General features: G+C 63.9%; 14 protein-coding genes. 8 read left to right on the top strand and 6 right to left on the bottom strand.

What is annotated here, in order from left to right; genetic code table 11:
- Positions 1–2: 2 nt before the first annotated feature.
- The 3 genes from ATB1_RS15790 (at position 3) to ATB1_RS15795 (ending at position 2,572) form a co-directional block, all read left to right on the top strand.
- A complete protein-coding gene (locus ATB1_RS15790; RefSeq protein ID WP_042665553.1) occupies positions 3–1,964 on the top strand; it encodes a glycosyltransferase family 39 protein in 1,962 nt (653 codons plus the stop codon).
- A gap of 205 nt (positions 1,965–2,169) precedes the next feature.
- Positions 2,170–2,310 carry a hypothetical protein gene (locus ATB1_RS22515; protein WP_198526126.1) on the top strand — a complete coding sequence of 47 codons (141 nt, stop codon included), beginning with the start codon at positions 2,170–2,172 and terminating at the stop codon, positions 2,308–2,310.
- A complete protein-coding gene (locus ATB1_RS15795) occupies positions 2,294–2,572 on the top strand; it encodes a hypothetical protein (protein ID WP_042665503.1) in 279 nt (92 codons plus the stop codon). The genes ATB1_RS22515 and ATB1_RS15795 overlap by 17 nt, the downstream gene beginning before the upstream one ends.
- Before the next feature lie 121 nt (positions 2,573–2,693).
- On the opposite strand, the gene ATB1_RS15800 is transcribed toward ATB1_RS15795, so the two are convergent.
- Complete coding sequence (locus ATB1_RS15800) at positions 2,694–3,722, bottom strand: thioredoxin domain-containing protein (RefSeq protein WP_042665504.1); 1,029 nt, start codon at positions 3,720–3,722, stop codon at positions 2,694–2,696.
- Between the two features lie 366 nt (positions 3,723–4,088).
- Here ATB1_RS15800 and glmS point away from each other — a divergent pair, with 366 nt between their 5' ends.
- Together glmS and ATB1_RS15810 are read left to right on the top strand one after the other, a co-directional pair.
- On the top strand, positions 4,089–5,897 hold the full coding sequence (gene glmS, locus ATB1_RS15805) for a glutamine--fructose-6-phosphate transaminase (isomerizing) (protein ID WP_042665507.1): 1,809 nt from the start codon (positions 4,089–4,091) through the stop codon (positions 5,895–5,897).
- Positions 5,898–5,921: 24 nt separating this feature from the next.
- On the top strand, positions 5,922–7,631 hold the full coding sequence (locus tag ATB1_RS15810; RefSeq protein WP_042665509.1) for an asparagine synthase-related protein: 1,710 nt from the start codon (positions 5,922–5,924) through the stop codon (positions 7,629–7,631).
- A 209-nt stretch (positions 7,632–7,840) separates the two neighbouring features.
- Here the strand turns inward: ATB1_RS15810 and glmU are convergent, their stop codons facing one another.
- The 4 genes from glmU to ATB1_RS21760 form a co-directional block, all read right to left on the bottom strand.
- Positions 7,841–9,022, bottom strand: coding sequence for a bifunctional sugar-1-phosphate nucleotidylyltransferase/acetyltransferase (glmU, locus tag ATB1_RS15815; RefSeq protein WP_042665510.1), 1,182 nt, complete (start codon positions 9,020–9,022; stop codon positions 7,841–7,843).
- 100 nt (positions 9,023–9,122) lie between these two features.
- On the bottom strand, positions 9,123–10,490 hold the full coding sequence (locus tag ATB1_RS19960; protein ID WP_052368055.1) for a succinylglutamate desuccinylase/aspartoacylase family protein: 1,368 nt from the start codon (positions 10,488–10,490) through the stop codon (positions 9,123–9,125).
- A gap of 341 nt (positions 10,491–10,831) precedes the next feature.
- On the bottom strand, positions 10,832–12,157 hold the full coding sequence (glmM, locus tag ATB1_RS15825) for a phosphoglucosamine mutase (protein ID WP_042665511.1): 1,326 nt from the start codon (positions 12,155–12,157) through the stop codon (positions 10,832–10,834).
- 29 nt (positions 12,158–12,186) lie between these two features.
- Entirely contained in the window at positions 12,187–12,372 is a 186-nt protein-coding gene (locus tag ATB1_RS21760; protein WP_128081490.1) for a hypothetical protein, read from the bottom strand.
- A 176-nt stretch (positions 12,373–12,548) separates the two neighbouring features.
- On the opposite strand from ATB1_RS21760, the gene ATB1_RS15830 reads away from it, so the two are divergent.
- The gene (locus tag ATB1_RS15830; RefSeq protein ID WP_082256459.1) at positions 12,549–12,779 is read left to right on the top strand and encodes a helix-turn-helix transcriptional regulator; all 231 of its coding nucleotides are present in this window, start codon (positions 12,549–12,551) and stop codon (positions 12,777–12,779) included.
- Between the two features lie 117 nt (positions 12,780–12,896).
- The gene (locus tag ATB1_RS15835) at positions 12,897–13,916 is read left to right on the top strand and encodes a rhodanese-like domain-containing protein (RefSeq protein WP_042665513.1); all 1,020 of its coding nucleotides are present in this window, start codon (positions 12,897–12,899) and stop codon (positions 13,914–13,916) included.
- A 328-nt stretch (positions 13,917–14,244) separates the two neighbouring features.
- Here the strand turns inward: ATB1_RS15835 and ATB1_RS15840 are convergent, their stop codons facing one another.
- On the bottom strand, positions 14,245–14,898 hold the full coding sequence (locus tag ATB1_RS15840; RefSeq protein ID WP_042665515.1) for a ribonuclease HI family protein: 654 nt from the start codon (positions 14,896–14,898) through the stop codon (positions 14,245–14,247).
- A gap of 373 nt (positions 14,899–15,271) precedes the next feature.
- Between ATB1_RS15840 and ATB1_RS15845 the strand changes: the two genes are divergently transcribed.
- Entirely contained in the window at positions 15,272–15,994 is a 723-nt protein-coding gene (locus tag ATB1_RS15845; protein WP_042665556.1) for a hypothetical protein, read from the top strand.
- The last annotated feature ends 103 nt before the right edge of the window (positions 15,995–16,097 follow it).

Raw genomic sequence — 16,097 nt, forward strand, 5'->3', positions numbered from 1 at the left:
CGATGCTCTCATCGGTATACGACCGCTTACAACGAGCCGAACTCGACGTGCTCGCGGCGGCCCTCGGAGTCGTGCTCGCGCTCGCGTTGTTCCCGCTGCGGTTCCTCTCGTCGCAGATTTTCATCGTGACGCTCCCGATACTCCTCGGCGTCGGGAGTCTCCTCTATCTCGCGGCCGCCCGCGGGAGGGGGACCACGAACGGCCTCCCGACGCTCGCGCCGTCGCTCGTGCGGCTCATCTCGGCCGGCGTCTTCTTGGGCCTCGCCGTTATGGTCGTTCTCGCAGTCGTTCAGGGCGAACGAAGCATCCTGTTCATGGACATCGGCGGCGTCGTCGGCACGCTCCTCCTCGGACAGATACTGCTCGCCCCGGACGACGAACTGCGGCCGAGCGTCTTCCTCGCGGAGATTCTCGTGTACTCGTTCGTCGTCCGCTTCGCCGCGCTCTACACCGCGCCGGGTTACATCGGAATCGACATCTGGTCGCACACGACGTTCGTCCAGATGATTCTTCAGGCGGACTCGCTGTCTGCCATCAACGACATCAAGTACTACGCGTCGCCGTTGTTCCACCTTCTCACGGCGGCGTCGACGCACCTCCTCGACCTGTCGCTTCGGAACGCGCTGTACCTCTCGCTCGGCGTCGTGATGCCGCTCGTTCCGATTTTAGTCTACGGCACGGCGCGACTGCTCGTCCCGACCCGGTGGGCGCTCACCGCTGGCGCGCTGTACGCGATGGGTGACCAGGTCGTCCGCTGGGGCATCCACCTCATCCCGACGAGCCTCGGCCTGCTGTTTTTCCTCGCGTGTCTGTACTGTCTCGTGCGGATAACCCACGCCAGCGAGCGATGGCGCGATTTCGGCCTGCTCGTCCTGTTCAGCACCGCCGTCATCCTCACCCACCAGGTGTCGTCGTTCATCATGTTGGTGCTCCTCTTCGCGGGGTTCGTCGCGCAGGTGTTGCTCCGGTTCGACTTCTTCACCGAGGACCCCGACCCGCTTTCGTTCTCGGGCGGCGGGTCCAGCCCCGTGAACCTCGCGGGGCTCGTGGGGTTCAACCTCGGACTCATCGTCTTCACGTGGTCGCTGACGCCGTATCAGGGCGACACCTTCCTCGAAACGGTCATCAACTACCTCGTGTTGAACCTGTTCAACGCCGGGTTCCTCCAGGGCGTGAGCGGTAGCGGCGGGTCGGCCGGCGCGTCCGGTGCGGCCGGTTCGGCCGGTCAGACGTTCTTCTCGCAGCTCTCGACGTACGTCACCGAAGCCGGCTTCCTCATGCTCATCTTCGCGGGTCTTATCGGGTGTCTCACGGTGCTCAACCGCTCGCGGGCGACGCAGACGACGTACACGTTCGTCGGCGCTATCGTGGCGATGCTGTTCGTCGTGCTCGGACTGCCGCTCGTCGGTATCGAGAGCTTCGTCCCCGGTCGCTGGTTCGCGTACCTCTACGCCCTCCTCGCCATCATCGGCGTCCTCGGGTTCCGCCACCTCGCGAACCGGACCTCGCTCAAGGTGGTCGGCGTCATCCTGCTCCTGTTCGTGCTCGTCTACCCGAACGTGATGCTCATGTCGAACGACGGCGCGATGGACAGTCCTGCGTTCCCGGACCAACACGAACGGCTCTCGTACACCGAACAGGAACTCGCCGCCATCGACACGTACGGTTCGGCCCGCTCGTCGCAACAGGGCGGCGAACTCTACACCGACCTGCCGTACGGGACGGTGTGGGAGCGGACGAACGCGTATCCGGCCGAGCCGTTACCGGCCGAAGAAGGGAGGCCAGTCCCACAGGGGATAACGGCCTATCGGGAGTACCAATCACAGAGTGCCTCGTACTTCCCGAACGAACAGGACGTGGCTACGAACCTCGACCCGTCGAAGACCGAGGTCTGTCCGCCGACGACGAACTACGTCTACGCGAACGGCGAGGTCACGATTTGTTCGCTCCCCGGCGCTAACTGATCGCTCGGCTCGCGGTCGTTCTTTTTTTTACCGTGGCTGTTCTCGTTGAGGCTCTTTCCGCAACGCGGGTGATGAAGCTCCCCGTCCTGTGCAGTAACGCGGTTCGAGAGCACACAAAGCATATTCAGAGACAATGACATATCTACCAGAATGCGACGGTTGTCCCTCCAGACGCTCGTGGTCGTGTGTCTCGTTGTCTTTGCCGATGTGCGACGACTGGCCAGACAACGACTACTGCACCACCAACAGCTACGACACAGACGGCGACGACGACAACCACGACAGCCACGACCACCACACAACCGACAACTGTCCCGCGAGCCGAGCGCGTGCCATTCGTCCTTGAGAACGAAGCTAATTCGAACAAGAGCGTCCATGTCGTAATCAGCAACGAGTCAACCGTAGTCTACAATGACACGGTCGCCCTCGGTCCGGGGGCAACGCGCCACGTGGCTACGCTGACCGGGCAGGAGAACACCTACGACGTCACGGCCACGATGAACGGGAGTTCCTTCGAGAGACACGTTACTCTCAACGCTGGGCTCCTCCAGAGCGGGATCACAATCAATGAATCCGAGGAGTTCGAGTACAGTTACATAGTCAACTAATTCTCGCGGATTCCTGGTGCTGGGCGCGTATCTCCGTCAACGAGTTATCTGCATCGCACGGCGACCGGCCGACGCAGACGGCTCACACCGAAAAACCAGACTGCGACAGAACCGCGAAGAACTAGAACGCGTCGTCGTCCGACTCGGTCGTCTCGTTGCTTCCGAACGTCGTCGAACTGTTGTTCGTCGCTCCGGTCTCGTTTCCGCCGGACGACGACCCGAAGGTGGTGTCGTTTTCAGTCGTAGACTCTCCGAACGAGGTGTCGTTTTCGGTCGAATTGCCGCCGAACGTGGAGTTGTTCTCTGTGGTTCCGCCGAACGTCGACCCGCCGTTCGCGACCCGCTCAAGCTGTTCTCTCGTCGCTTCGGGGTCGACCGTCGGTGCCGTCACCTCGTCGTCGGTGGCGACGCGCGGGACGGTCGTGATGCCGAGTTCGGCCGCGCTGTCGGCGGACAGTTGGACGCTCTGGGCGTACGCGCGCGAGCGAATCGCCCGCCGAATCTGGTCGATGCCGTTCGTGTCCGCCGTCTCGGCGAATCGGACGAGGTTCTCGGTCGTCGCCCAGTCGCGGCGCTCCTGCGGCTGGTTCGCGAAGACGTAGGAGAAGTACGTCCAGAACGACTCGGGGTCGATGTTCCAGACCGCGAGCCCGGCTTCGCTCGCCCGGGGCGCGTCCGGCCCGAGATACGGCTCGCCGTCCATGTACGCCACGTTCCGGAACTCGATGGAGAGGTCTCCGGTCGCGACGAAGTCCTCGACCAGCCCGCCGAACTGCTGTCGCACGAACTCCTGGGTGTACGGACACTTCCAACTCCCGTAGACCGTTACCGTCGTGTCGGCCGTGCCGATGGTCGGATACCGCGCGTCGGTCTGCAGCGACCGGAGGGCACCCGGATGGAGTTCGAACGACGGGTCGGACACCGTCTTCGGACGCATCTCGACGGACGCGTTCGCGTCGGTCTCGTTGCCTGCGGCCGTCTGCGTCTCGGGCTGCGCGGTCGTCGTCTGCTGTTCCGACTGCCCCGCCGGCGTGTCCGCTCCGCCGCTGTTCGCCTGCTTGGCGAAGCTCGCACAGCCGCTCAGTGATGCGATGGCCGCGACGCCGGATAGCTTGAGAATACTCCGTCTGTCTGTCTCTCGGTCAACCATACACCACACCTAGTCGTAAACGGCATTATTATCGGCCGTGTAAGCCGTCCCGGCGCGCGCTCTGCGGCCTGTTCGGTGCCTAATTCGTCGTTCGACCCGCCGATGCCACGTTTCCGAAAAACCGCACGACAGCGACGCGTTTGTTTCGGTTGTGGAGTCGCCACCGTCCCTTAGCGCGTCTATAGTAATGGCCGCTTCCCCGTATCGTGGTTTCACGGACAGCTCACCCGCTGACCCCACAAACCATGACACATCAGAAACAACTCCTGGGGGAGTCGAACATCTCCGCCCCGTCCGTTCTGAACCGACCACAGCCAACGACGACCGGGACCGCGCGTGTCTCGCAGTCCTCGGAGGGACGCTAACATGTGCGGAATCATCGCTCACGTCGGTGAAGACCGGGCTATCAGTCCGCTCGTGACCGGACTCGAGAAACTGGAGTACCGCGGCTACGACTCCGCCGGTATCGCGGTGAAAAACGGCTCGGGACTCGACGTATGGAAGTGCTCGGGTCAGGTTTCCGACCTCAAGGACACCATCGACGGGGTCGAATCGAGCGCGACGCTCGGTATCGGACACACGCGGTGGAGCACCCACGGGCCGCCGACCGACGAGAACGCGCACCCGCATACGAACCAGACGAACCAGGTCGCCGCGGTCCACAACGGCATCATCGAGAACTACGCGACGCTCAAGGAGACCCTCGAAGCCGAGGGCTACGAGTTCACGAGCGACACCGACACCGAGGTCATTCCGAACCTCGTCAGCCACTACCTCGACCGCGGGAACGAACCGCTGGCGGCGTTCCAGCACGCGGTCGACGCGCTCGAAGGAAGCTACGCCATCGCGGTCGTCGTCGACGGCAACGACTCCATCTACGCCGCCCGGCAGGGGTCGCCGCTCGTCCTCGGCGTCGACGAGAGTAGTTACTACCTCGCGAGCGACGTGCCCGCCTTCCTCGACCACACGCGGAACGTCGTCTACCTCGAAGACGGCGACACCGTCGAGGTCCGCGCCGACGGCGTCGACATCACCGACGAGAACGACGAGACGGTGCGGCGCGAAGTCGAGACGGTCGACTGGAACCCCGACGAGACCGGAAAGGGCCAGTTCGACCACTTCATGCTCAAGGAGATTCACACGCAACCGACCTCGCTCCAGAAGACGCTCGAGGGCCGTCTCGACCAGGAGGCTGGCGACATCAACCTCGACATCGAGACCGACCTCTCGGACGTCGACTCCGTCCAACTCGTCGGATGCGGCACCTCGTACCACGCCGCGCTGTTCGGTGCGAGCCTCCTGAACCGCTGTGACGTTCCAGCGCGCGCGATTCGCGCGAGCGAGTACGACCTGACGACGAGTTCGCTGACGGACAATACGCTGTTCATCGCGGTTACGCAGAGCGGCGAGACAGCGGACACGCTCAGCGCACTTCGGCAGGTCAACGACGAGGGCGTCGAGACGCTCGCGGTGACGAACGTCGTGCAGTCGACCGCCGCCCGCGAGGCCGACGAACCGATTTACATCCGCGCCGGCCCCGAAATCGGCGTGGCCGCCACGAAGACGTTCTCGTCGCAGGCGGCGGTGCTCACGCTCCTCAGCCAGCACCTCTCCGACATCGTCGAATCCGGCGTCCCCGCCGACAACCTCGACCGACTCGTCTCCGACCTGGCCGAACTCCCAGACGCCGTCGAACGGGTGCTCCAGACGAGCGACGCCAAGCGACTCGCTCGCGAGTACCTCGACATGAACGCGTACTTCTTCATCGGCCGCGGACTCGGCTGCTCGGTCGCCAAGGAGGGCGCGCTCAAGTTCAAGGAAATCACCTACGAGCACGCGGAGGGGTTCGCCTCCGGCGAGCTCAAGCACGGTCCGCTGGCGCTCGTCACCGACCGGACCCCCGTCTTCGCGGTCTGTACCGACGGCAGCGACAAGACGGTGACAAACGCCAAGGAGGCGAAGACCCGCGGCGCGCCCATCGTCGCGCTCGGCCCGTCGGACCACCAGATAATGGACACCGCGGACGAACAGCTCTACGTTCCCGACAGACATCCCGTCTGTGAGAACCTCCTCGCGAACGTCCAACTACAGCTGCTGTCGTACTACTGTGCGACCGAGTTGGACCGCGAGATAGACAAGCCGCGAAACCTCGCGAAGAGTGTCACAGTCGAATAACCTCACGGAGACCAGCCACCCACAATGAACAAAGAACTGTTTGGCGTCCTCGACGACGACGGGGCATTCGACGGCCTCGCGTCTCGGTCGAGTTTCGACTGGGTCGCCGACGGCGAGCGCGCGACTGTCGCTATCCGCGACCCCGCGCTCGGGTTCCCGGGGCGCTCGTCGACGTATCGAGACGAGCGAGGGAGCTGTATCGTCTGGGGCGAGGCGTTCTCCCCCGATGACGTTTCGACCCCGACAGCGGAGTACACCCTCGAACGGTACGCCGCGGTCGGAGCCGACGCGTTCGGTGAACTCAACGGGTCGTTTCTCGTCTTCGTCGAACTCGACGGCGACGCGATAGTCGCCTCGGACCCCGCCCGCACGTGGCAGTGTTTCTACACCGACACGCCCGACGGGCGGGTGTTCGGTACGAACCCACAGCGCGTCCTCTCGGCGGCAACCGGGCTGGAAGTCGACACCCGCGGCCTCCTCGAGTACATCCACATGGGGGTCGTCGTCGACGAGCGGACGGTCTACAGCCGACTCAGCTGCATCCCGTTCGACGGCTACTTCACCGCCGACGAGTCGGGGACGCTCTCTCGGTTCGTCTACGACCCCGCCGACCCCGACGAGTTCGACTACGTCGACGAGCTCGCGGCGCGCCTCGAACGGGCGATAGCCCGCCGGGCGAACTACCCCGGCAAACAGGGCGTGCTCCTGAGCGGCGGCTACGACTCGCGAGCAATCGTCGCCCAGCACCCCGACATCGACGTCTGCTACACGCTCGGCGCGCCCGACCATCCCGAGGTCGAAGCCGCCCGGAACATCGCGAACCAGTACGGTGCCAACCACGAGACGCTCGTCCCCGACGACGACTACATCAACGTCGACGAGGACGTCATCGAGTACTCGCTCGGCACGCGCGAGTCGGTCCACGTCCACCACGCGGGCTGTGACGAGAAGATGGACGCCGACACCGTCTTTCACGGACTGCTCTTCGATACGTTCCTCCGCGGACATTTCCTCCCCCAGAACGTCGTCGAAGTGTTCGGTAATCGGTTCCCGTTGCAGGGTCTGGACCCCGACCCGGACCCCGCCGAGGTGCTGTCGTCGAAGTTCGGCTACCACCCGGCGTGCGACCACGTCTTCCCCGAGTGTTACGACGAGTTCGACACGAGCATGGAGTTCATCGACGACGTCGTCGACGAGCAACTCGACAAGTGGTCGGATCGATACGACAACGTCTACGACAGTATCGAACTCATCGGAATCCAAAACCAGCCGTCGGTCCCGTTCCACTTCGAGCTATCGGACAACTACATCGAGTCGTTCGTCGCCGCCGACGCCGAACTCATCGACTGGCACCTGAAGACCCCGCCCGAAAAGCGCAACACGAACACGATGATGGCGGCGATGCGGAAACTCAACCCGGACATCTTCCGACACCGGCCGCCGGACAGACCGCACAACTCGTTCAGGAGGAACCAAATCGAGAAGTTCGTCCGCCGGAAAGTCCCCGGTATCGAGCCGTTCAGTTCGCCGTGGCCCGACATGGAGGCGCAGTACGACCGGAACGAACTCGACCGCAAGCTGTTCCCCGGCTACCCGAGCATCCACGAGCTTCCGGTCCGAGTCAAACTCCGAATCAACGACATCACCACGTGGATGAACGCCGCGGACGACGACAGCGTCCTCACTCCCAACGACGTGCTGTGTCCGCCGGTGCGGATGCTCACCGACTCCTGAACACCCCGTTCCTTCTCCCCGACTGACCGACGACTCGTGCTCGCGATGTCGTCTCGCTCGTTCTCCGCCACCACACACTGCTGTCGGTACTGACGCACCTCGACATCGACGACGACTGACAAGAACATGCGATGGTACGGAGAGATTCGGACTGTTCCGAGGTGTCGCAACCGGTGTGAGAAGAAAGCTGTCTCGTCGCTGCCGCCGCGTTATCGGTCAGTCGTCACGGTTTCGCCGGGCAGGGTACGAGCGCCTTCGGAGAGTTTCACCCCGGCGTTGAGCGCCGTGTTGATGCCGGTCTTCGCGTCGTCACCGACGACCGCGCCGAACTTCCGGCGGCCGGTCGAGACTCGTTCGCCTTTGACCGTCACGGAGACGGCCTCGCCGTCGTGGCGGAGGTTGGCGACGTTCGTCCCCGCGCCGAGGTTGACGCGGCGGCCGACGACGCTGTCGCCGACGTACGAGAGGTGGCCGACGCTCGTCTCCGCGAGGAGGACGCTGTTTTTGATTTCGACGGCGTGGCCGACCTGAACGTCGGGTCCGAGGAACGTGCAACCGCGCACGTACGCGTTCGGTCCGACCGTCGCGCCCGCCGAGATGTAGGCGGGCCCCTCGACGACGGAGCCGTCTTTGACGGTCGCTCCCTCCTCGACGACCACGTCGCCTTGGACCGTCGCGTCGTCGCTCACGTCGCCGTCGATGCGGCGGTCGAACGTCTTGAGCTTCCACTCGTTGGCTTCGAGGAGTTCCCACGGGCGTCCAACGTCCATCCAGCGGTCGAGCGTCACCGGCGAGACGTTGAACTGGTCGATGACCCGGTCGAGAACGTCGGTGAGTTCGCGCTCGCCGCGTTCGCTCAGCGGCACGTCGAGCATGTCGCGGGCCTCGGCGGGGAACACGTACGCGCCGGCGTTGACGAGGTCGTTCTGCGGTGCGTCGGGTTTCTCGACGATTTCCGCCACCGCGCCGTCGCTGACGTTCAACACGCCGTAGTTGGAGGGGTTCGGGACGCGGACCGACGCGATGCTCGGTGCCGCGTCGAACAGGGAATCGATTCCAGCGGGGTCGTAGAGGTTGTCGCCGTAGAGGACGGCGAACGCGCCGTCGATGTGCTCCTTGGCGGCGCGAACCGCGTCTGCGGTCCCCTGCTGTTCGTCCTGTTCGACGTACGAGACCGGGACGCCGCGGTAGGACGAGCCGAAGTGTTCGCGCACCGTCTCTTGGCCGTACCCGACGACCACGACGAGTTCGTCGGCACCGGCTTCGACCGCCGCCGCGGCGGTGTGGCCGACGATTGGTTGTCCGGCCACGCTCAGCATCGGTTTCGGAACCTCGTTCGACAGCGGGCGCATTCGCGTGCCGCGTCCGGCTGCCAGTAGAATCGCTTGCATACCCCGCCGTAGTCGAACGATGGGCGTTATTATACGTGAGATAAGTGGTCGTTGTCGGCGATTTTCGGCGAGTTGGTCGCGTTAGGCGCGACGTAGTGGTTCACCCGTGGTAGACGCCGTGTTGCCACAGCAGGTCGCGAGCGACGGCGACTTCCCACGTCACGGCGTCTTCGAGGGTCGTCCCCTTGCGAGTCGTCTCGACGAGGTAGCCGGGGAGGTGCAGGTCGCCGTACACCTTGTGAATGAACAGCGGCCGAGAGCCGTCGAGGGAGTTCCCGCAGTCGAAGTCGTAGTACGACGGGTACTCCGAGGGGTCGACGTACTGCTCGTTGACGTAGTCGCAGGCGTTCACCGCGTTCATCGGGGTTGCGCGGGTCGGGAAGACCGCCTGCCCGACTTTCCCGTCGTGCTTGTAGATGCCGCTGGAGCTGTGGAGGTCGACGACGACGTCGGGGTCGTGCGAGGCGAGTTCGTCCCAGAGCGCCCGCGCGAGTCGGGACGTGGGCTGCGCCCCCGTGGGGAACTGCCGGTTTAGGTCGCCGTCTTCAGTGTATCTGGCCCCGATGCTGATTGCGGGCGCGTTCGCGTAGGGGACGACGACGAGTTTGCCACCAGTCGGGCGGAGATGCCTGATATGGTCCGCCGCGTGGTAGCCCTGCGGTTCTTCGCCGTGGATACCGCCGACGACGAACGCCGTCGGGCCGGGTTTTCCGGAGTCGATGACGTAGACGGGCGTTTCGTACTTCGTTCCGGGCAACAGCGAGTGGGTGCGTACCGACCCCGCATTGACCCGGTCGAGACGGGTCCGAATCCAGCCAAGAACGTCACCGTAGTTTGCGTCCTTGTGGTCTCGAAGCAGTCGGACCCGCGGCACGCCAGAGATACCGTAGCGGACGGCCTCGTCGGTCGCCGAGCGGACGAGGCTGTCGTAGCGGTCTTCGTAGGCGCGGTTGGCGATTTTGGTGATGTTGCGGACGCCTGCGAGGTCCATGTAGGACTCCAACCGAGCGTGCGTGTACGTCTTGGTCGTGAAGTTCCAGAACATGAACTCGAAGAACTGCCAGAAGTTCTCCGGTTCGACGTCCCAGACGCCGTGAGCGGCGCGGGCGGCGCGGGCTTCGCCCTCGTCGTCGCCGACGAGGTAGGTGTCGATGGCGTCCGGTCTGTACGAGAGGAATCGCAGTTCGAGATTGAGGTCGCCCGTCAGGACGTACTCGCGGACGATGTCTTCGAGATTGTGCTGGACGAAGTACTGCGAGGAGTCCGACAGGAAGTTCACGTAGACGACGAGCGTCGGGTTCGAATCGTCGGTGCCCATCGTCGGGTAAAGTCGGTCACTGAGATATGGTGCGGTCCCGACGACGCCCGGCGAGAACCCCGCAGCGGCGTTCCGAGTTCCGACAGTTCCGAGCAGCGTGAGTCCGCCGGCGGCGGTGAGAAAGGTGCGACGAGTAAATTTCGAGTTCATTGTGTCCGATTTACTGAACGTCATAAAACGAAGAAACTTCGAGCCTTCACATGTCCAGTCTTTTTATATCTGTGTGTACAGTTAACGCACTAAATATCGACGATTTGTTGGTGTGTCACACTCTCTGACGGTCATATTTAGATATTCACCGATTCCACGCGGGAGCAAGAACGAAATTCACCGAGCCTACGTGTCCGCAGCGCTGTTCGATTGGCCAACAGTCCGGCGTCTCACCGCTGCAAGGCGTACGTTTGCGGGGTTCCTTCCTGCCGTGTCACTCGGTGGTGAACCTCGCGGGACGCTCGAATCTCCATCCCTCTTCAACGGGGATTACCCCCGATTCAGGCGCGAACGGTGTCGGTTCGAGACTCGACGAGCGCCAGCGCCTCGTCGAACAGTCGGTCGGTCGCCGCTTCGGTCCGACCCTCGGCGGTGACCCGAACGAGCGGTTGCGTTCCGCTCGCCCGGACGAGGAACCACCCGTCGTCGGTCTCGACGCGGAGTCCGTCGCGGTCGTCGATGTCGTCGTACTCCTCGCGCACCGCTGCTTCGACGCGTTCGAGGACGCCCGCTTTGTCGGTCGTCTCGACGCTCTCGCGGCGAAGCGGGTAGGCGTCGATGTCGTCCACGAGGTCGGCTAGCGGGCCGCGCCGCGAGACGAACTCGACGAGTTTGCACGCCGCGAGCGGGCCGTCGGGACAGGGCGTCTCGTCGGCCCAAATCCACGCCCCGGAGGGCTCGCCACCGAAGACGACGCCCGGTTCGGCGCATCTCTCGGCGACGAACACGTCGCCCACGCGCGTCCGTACCACGTCCGCGCCGACGGTCGCGACCGCGTCGTCGACGGCGAGGCTCGTGTTCACCGGAACCGCAATTCGGTCGCCTTCTGACGCGGCCTCGCGCCCGAACAGGGCGAGGAGCGCGTCGCCATCGACGAAGTTTCCGTCGCCGTCGACGGCCATCATCCGGTCTGCGTCCCCGTCGTGGGCGACGCCGAGGTCCGCGTCGGTCGCGGCGACGTGGGACTTGAGCCCGCGAAGCGTCTCGTCGGTGGGTTCGCTCGGACGGGCGGGGAACCGACCGTCTCGCTGGCCGTTGAGCGTCGACACCGTACACCCGAGGTCCGAGAGCACGTCCGCCGTGAGCCGCCCCGTCCCGTTGCCGATGTCGACGACGACCGAGAGGTCGTCTTCGAGGTCGACGCTCGATTTGAGCGCGTCGCGGTGGCGGTTTTCGATACTCCGGTGTTGTTCGGTTCCGACACCGTCCCACGCGGCGAGTTCGTAGTCCTCGTCTTCGATACGCCGCTCGATGGCGGCGCGCTGGGTTGAATCGAACGCCCGGCCGGACGCGGTCCAGAGCTTCACGCCGTTGTCGGTCGGCGGGTTGTGCGAGGCGGTGACGACGGCACCGGCGTCGGCGTCGAACCACTCGACGGCGCGGGCGATAGACGGTGTCGGCCGGGTTCCGAGTCGGAGTACGTCGATTCCGCACTCCAGAATCCCGGCGACGAGTGCGTGTTCGAGCATCGTTCCGCTTTCGCGCGCGTCGCGGCCGACGACGACGCGTCCGGAGACCTCGCTACCGAGCGCCCTTCCGATACAGAGCGCCACTTCCGCCGTCACGTCTTCGCCGACGGCACCGCGAACGCCGCTCGTTCCAAACATACTCTGCACGTGGTCGGCGGGGTTCCTTACTATGGGATGAGTAAGGAACTGCTGGGTCGGGGCGTTCGCTCCCGGATGGGCGCAGTTAGCGGGCCGGTCATCGCCCGGCGTCCGCTGGTCGGCAGTCGCGGAACGATGGCGCGCTCGTCCGGGTGTGCGTGATTTCGTGCGTTCGAGCGGTCGGGGCGACCCCGATTTATGATGTGTCTATTCACTCAGTCGTCGTCGGTTCTGAGAGCAAACTCCGAGAAACGACCGTTCCACCCGTTCTAGGGGTTCTTTAGTACCACAACTATCTCCGAAGTTCATGTAGGGTGCGTCCGTGGCATCCCCTATGTGCGTACACGAATTAACCGCGATTCAACGCGATTTGCTGTTCGTTGTGCGAGGAATGAGCGACTCCTCGGGACAGACTATCAAGACCGAACTCGAAAAGACGCAGGGGCGCGACCTGCTCACGGGCCGCGTGTACACGAACCTGAACGAACTCGTCGACAAGGACCTCGTCAACAAAGGGAGCAAGAACGGACGGACCAACGAGTACTCACTCACTGACGAGGGCCGCGAAGCGGTCGAGACGCGTCGTCGCTGGGAGAAACGGTATCTCAAGCAGACCGCGTGACCGGCGGTTTAGCGGCTCGATACGTTCGTCGCTCGTAGTCCGTCTTTCCACGCGAGTACGGGCGTACAGCGCTTACTCTGTATATAATAAACCACTACTGCTCAGTACGGATGGGTGATGACAGAACGACAGTCGAGCCGCAGACGGTTCCTCCAGTTGACCGGTGCAGCGACGATTGCCGGGCTCGCGGGCTGTTCGAGCGGGTCCCCCGAAGGGACGACGTCCACGTCGACCCAGACGACCACCGCCAACGCGACGCAGACGACGACGCAAACGACGACGGCCGCGCCGGAGAATCAGATGCGAGGCCCGCGCGAGGGCGACGACCTGCCGACCGATTCCAAGCCCTCGGACGGCTACCCGCCGGAGTTCGACACCGTGCCGGAAGAGCGGTCCATCGACACGAGTTCGTACGACACGCTCACCCGAGAGGTGCACGACGTGACCGTCGAAGTCCCCCTCGTTCCCATCGAGGACGCGTACTACTGGTACGCGCGCGGCGAGGCGCGCTTCGTCGACGCCCGCAGCGAGACCGGGTACGACGTCTCCCACATCTTCGGGTCCGTTCTCAGCCCCGCACCGGACGGTCGGACACTCGACCCCACGGACGACTGGAACGAGGCGGACCGCGTGGTGACCTACTGCCACTGCCCGCACCACCTGTCGTCGCTCCGGGCGGCGATGCTGCTCGCGACCGGCTTCGAGAACGTGTACGCTATCGACGAAGGCTTCCAGGCGTGGCTCGACCGCAACTACCCGCTCGCGGGGTCCGATACGAACCGGGACTACACGGTTCGGACCATCGAAGGCGAGACGAGTCGGCTCGACGCCGGTGAGACGGCGTGGGCGTTCCACCCGCAGACCGACCAGGTCGAAGCGACCGAAATCGAGTCCGACGGCTCGTACGCGCTCGAACTGAAGTTCGTGCAGGTCGACGCCCAGAGCACGATTCAGGTCGAGACGCCGAGCTACGCTATCCAGGCCCCGCTAGGCGAACTGACGAGCGGAACCGTCACGGCCGATACGGGTGAGCCGGCCGAGCAGACGAAGACGACCACAAACTCCACGACCAACAGCACGACCGGAACGAACGATACCGCGACGAACGACTCGTTCTCGCTGAACTGGCGCATCTGACTGGTCACCCGTCGAGAGAAGACCGAACACCGACCCCTCGATAATTCTGTGAGCCCCGATTTCGAGCGAGAGGCGAGAAGTATCCGATAGCTGTCTATTTTTGTTGTGTCGTTGTCGGCGACAGACAACGAGGATTAGTAATTTGTCGGCTAATTCGCGAGATCAACAAATAAATCGTATGTCGCTATATAAAATTAGGTGTCGAGGCCAACAGATTGTCTCGGAGGGCACGACTAGCTCTCTGCCCGGACTGGCAAAATTGTTCTTTCGTAAACGGAACTCGGGCAGTCAGCGACTCGCTCGGGAGAGACCACTGGTGGTGTCGTCGCTATCCGGGGCCCAGCGCCGCGATATCGGCACCGACCGTCGCCAGGGCGTCGGCGGGGTTCGGGTCGCTATCGGCCAGGTGCGTGTAGCGGTGGTTCGGAACGCTCGCTAGTGCCGTGGCGATGGCCTCGCTGTACGCTTCGACACCCGATTCTGTCGGGGCTGAGCCACCCCAGACGTCTCGGATGACGGTCATCGAGTCGATTCGCACCTCCACGCTGTGTGGCTCGTAGCGAGTCATCAGTTCGGAAAGCCCGAGTTGGAGCGCGACGTACTCGGCGGTGTTGTTCCCCGTTCGGGAGCCGACGGGACGGCCGAGTCGGGCGAGTTGGGTCTCTTCCGAGTCCATGATGACCGCGCCCGCACCCGCCGGGCCGGGGTTGCCGCGCGAACTGCCGTCGACGTACAGGATGAACGAGTCGTCGGTCGGCTCAGAGACGGGCGGCTGAGCGAGCTCCGACGCCAGCAGTTCATCGAGCGCGCGCCGCAACTCGTCCCGGGTCGTCGTGGGGTCGAACAGGCCGCCGTAACCGGGCACGGCGTCGTCGATGGCCTCGGTGGCGGCGGTTATCTCGTAACCGACCTCTGCAAGCACCTCGTCGACGAGCGTGGCGAGCGGCGAGAGGTATTCGGAAGGGAGCGACTCCTCGGTCACGCCACCGGGACCTCCCGGCCTCCGTTCCGAGCCGTCACAGCCTCGCTCTCGGACGCTCTCGTCGACCCGTCCAACAACTGCATACCCGTTCTCAGTCGTCGAGCGGGATAATCCCTTCAGGTGTACTGGCGAGTCAGTCGGCTCGGGGGAGCTCGACGACGAAGACGCTCCCCGCCGTGTGCTCGGAACGCGGCACACGGTGTGCAAGGTGTGCCAGCGCACACACCCAAGACTATCCGTCTCGTAGTGGAACGAATCACTCATGCAACCGTATCCATCGACGCCTCATCTCGAAGATGCCCCAGATGAGTTGCTGTCGAGCGGTCACCTGTGGCTCCGTGAGTACGTCGCTGGTCCCCGGTTGCGGTTTCAGATGAAACCGTCGGGGCGTTTGGTCTTCGGTGACCGAGACCGAGTCTTCGATGACGTGCCCCCGCCGTACGAATACGCCGTTCGGCACGTTCGAGAGCAGTTTGACCGCGACGCGTTCCACGACGCGGTCGACGAGCCGGGAGCGTACGTCTTCTTCTGTGTGGCACCGTGCAATGTCGGTATCGACTACGACTGGGAGCGACTCCCAGCAGTTCTCGGCTGGACTATCTGGAACGGGACCAAAGAGCGGCTGTTCCCCATCGACAAAGCCGAGCAGGTCTTCGAACGGCTGGGTCTGACGCCGGTGAACACCTTCCAGAAGGAACTGCACGTCCGTGATTTCCATCCGGGGCGGCTCGACATCCCCGAATCCGCGTGGTACGACAACCCCGCTGCAGGGGTTATCGTCGAAAACAGACGTGGTGGGCGCGCACTTATCGAAGGCCCCGTCCTCGACGAGATGGACGACCACGAGCCGATACGAGGCGAGCCAGCGGAACTCGCCGACGAGCTCGTCACCGACGCGAGAGTCAGCCGCGCTATCAAAGCCGTCGAAGCGGCTCAAAAATCGCCCACAACCGCCGAGATTCACGCACGCGTATTCGAGATAATCGTCCGAGAGGAGTACGCCCGACTCGACTCCGGTCGAGTCGATTGGAAGGCGTTGCGGTCGGCAGTCGGGTCGGTCGTCGCCGAGAAACGCGGTAAGTTTGCCGACAACTGAGTTGCCGGTCTCCTCGTTCCGAACTCGGTCTTCTCTTGATGGTCAGAGAGAGTGGGCCTCACTCGAAACATGAAGTGTTACTCACCGGTTCGACTGACTGATT

The sequence above is a fragment of the Haloferax sp. ATB1 genome (assembly GCF_000730175.1).

Bases quoted from the DNA above. Each gene is read 5' to 3' on its own strand.
- ATB1_RS15800 (WP_042665504.1), bottom strand. From the start codon at position 3,722: ATGGTTGACCGAGAGACAGACAGACGGAGTATTCTCAAGCTATCCGGC.
- glmS (WP_042665507.1), top strand. From the start codon at position 4,089: ATGTGCGGAATCATCGCTCACGTCGGTGAAGACCGGGCTATCAGTCCG.
- ATB1_RS15810 (WP_042665509.1), top strand. From the start codon at position 5,922: ATGAACAAAGAACTGTTTGGCGTCCTCGACGACGACGGGGCATTCGAC.
- ATB1_RS15845 (WP_042665556.1), top strand. From the start codon at position 15,272: ATGAAACCGTCGGGGCGTTTGGTCTTCGGTGACCGAGACCGAGTCTTC.
- ATB1_RS15835 (WP_042665513.1), top strand. From the start codon at position 12,897: ATGACAGAACGACAGTCGAGCCGCAGACGGTTCCTCCAGTTGACCGGT.
- ATB1_RS19960 (WP_052368055.1), bottom strand. From the start codon at position 10,490: ATGAACTCGAAATTTACTCGTCGCACCTTTCTCACCGCCGCCGGCGGA.
- glmU (WP_042665510.1), bottom strand. From the start codon at position 9,022: ATGCAAGCGATTCTACTGGCAGCCGGACGCGGCACGCGAATGCGCCCG.
- ATB1_RS22515 (WP_198526126.1), top strand. From the start codon at position 2,170: ATGTGCGACGACTGGCCAGACAACGACTACTGCACCACCAACAGCTAC.
- glmM (WP_042665511.1), bottom strand. From the start codon at position 12,157: ATGTTTGGAACGAGCGGCGTTCGCGGTGCCGTCGGCGAAGACGTGACG.
- ATB1_RS15790 (WP_042665553.1), top strand. From the start codon at position 3: ATGCTCTCATCGGTATACGACCGCTTACAACGAGCCGAACTCGACGTG.
- ATB1_RS15830 (WP_082256459.1), top strand. From the start codon at position 12,549: ATGAGCGACTCCTCGGGACAGACTATCAAGACCGAACTCGAAAAGACG.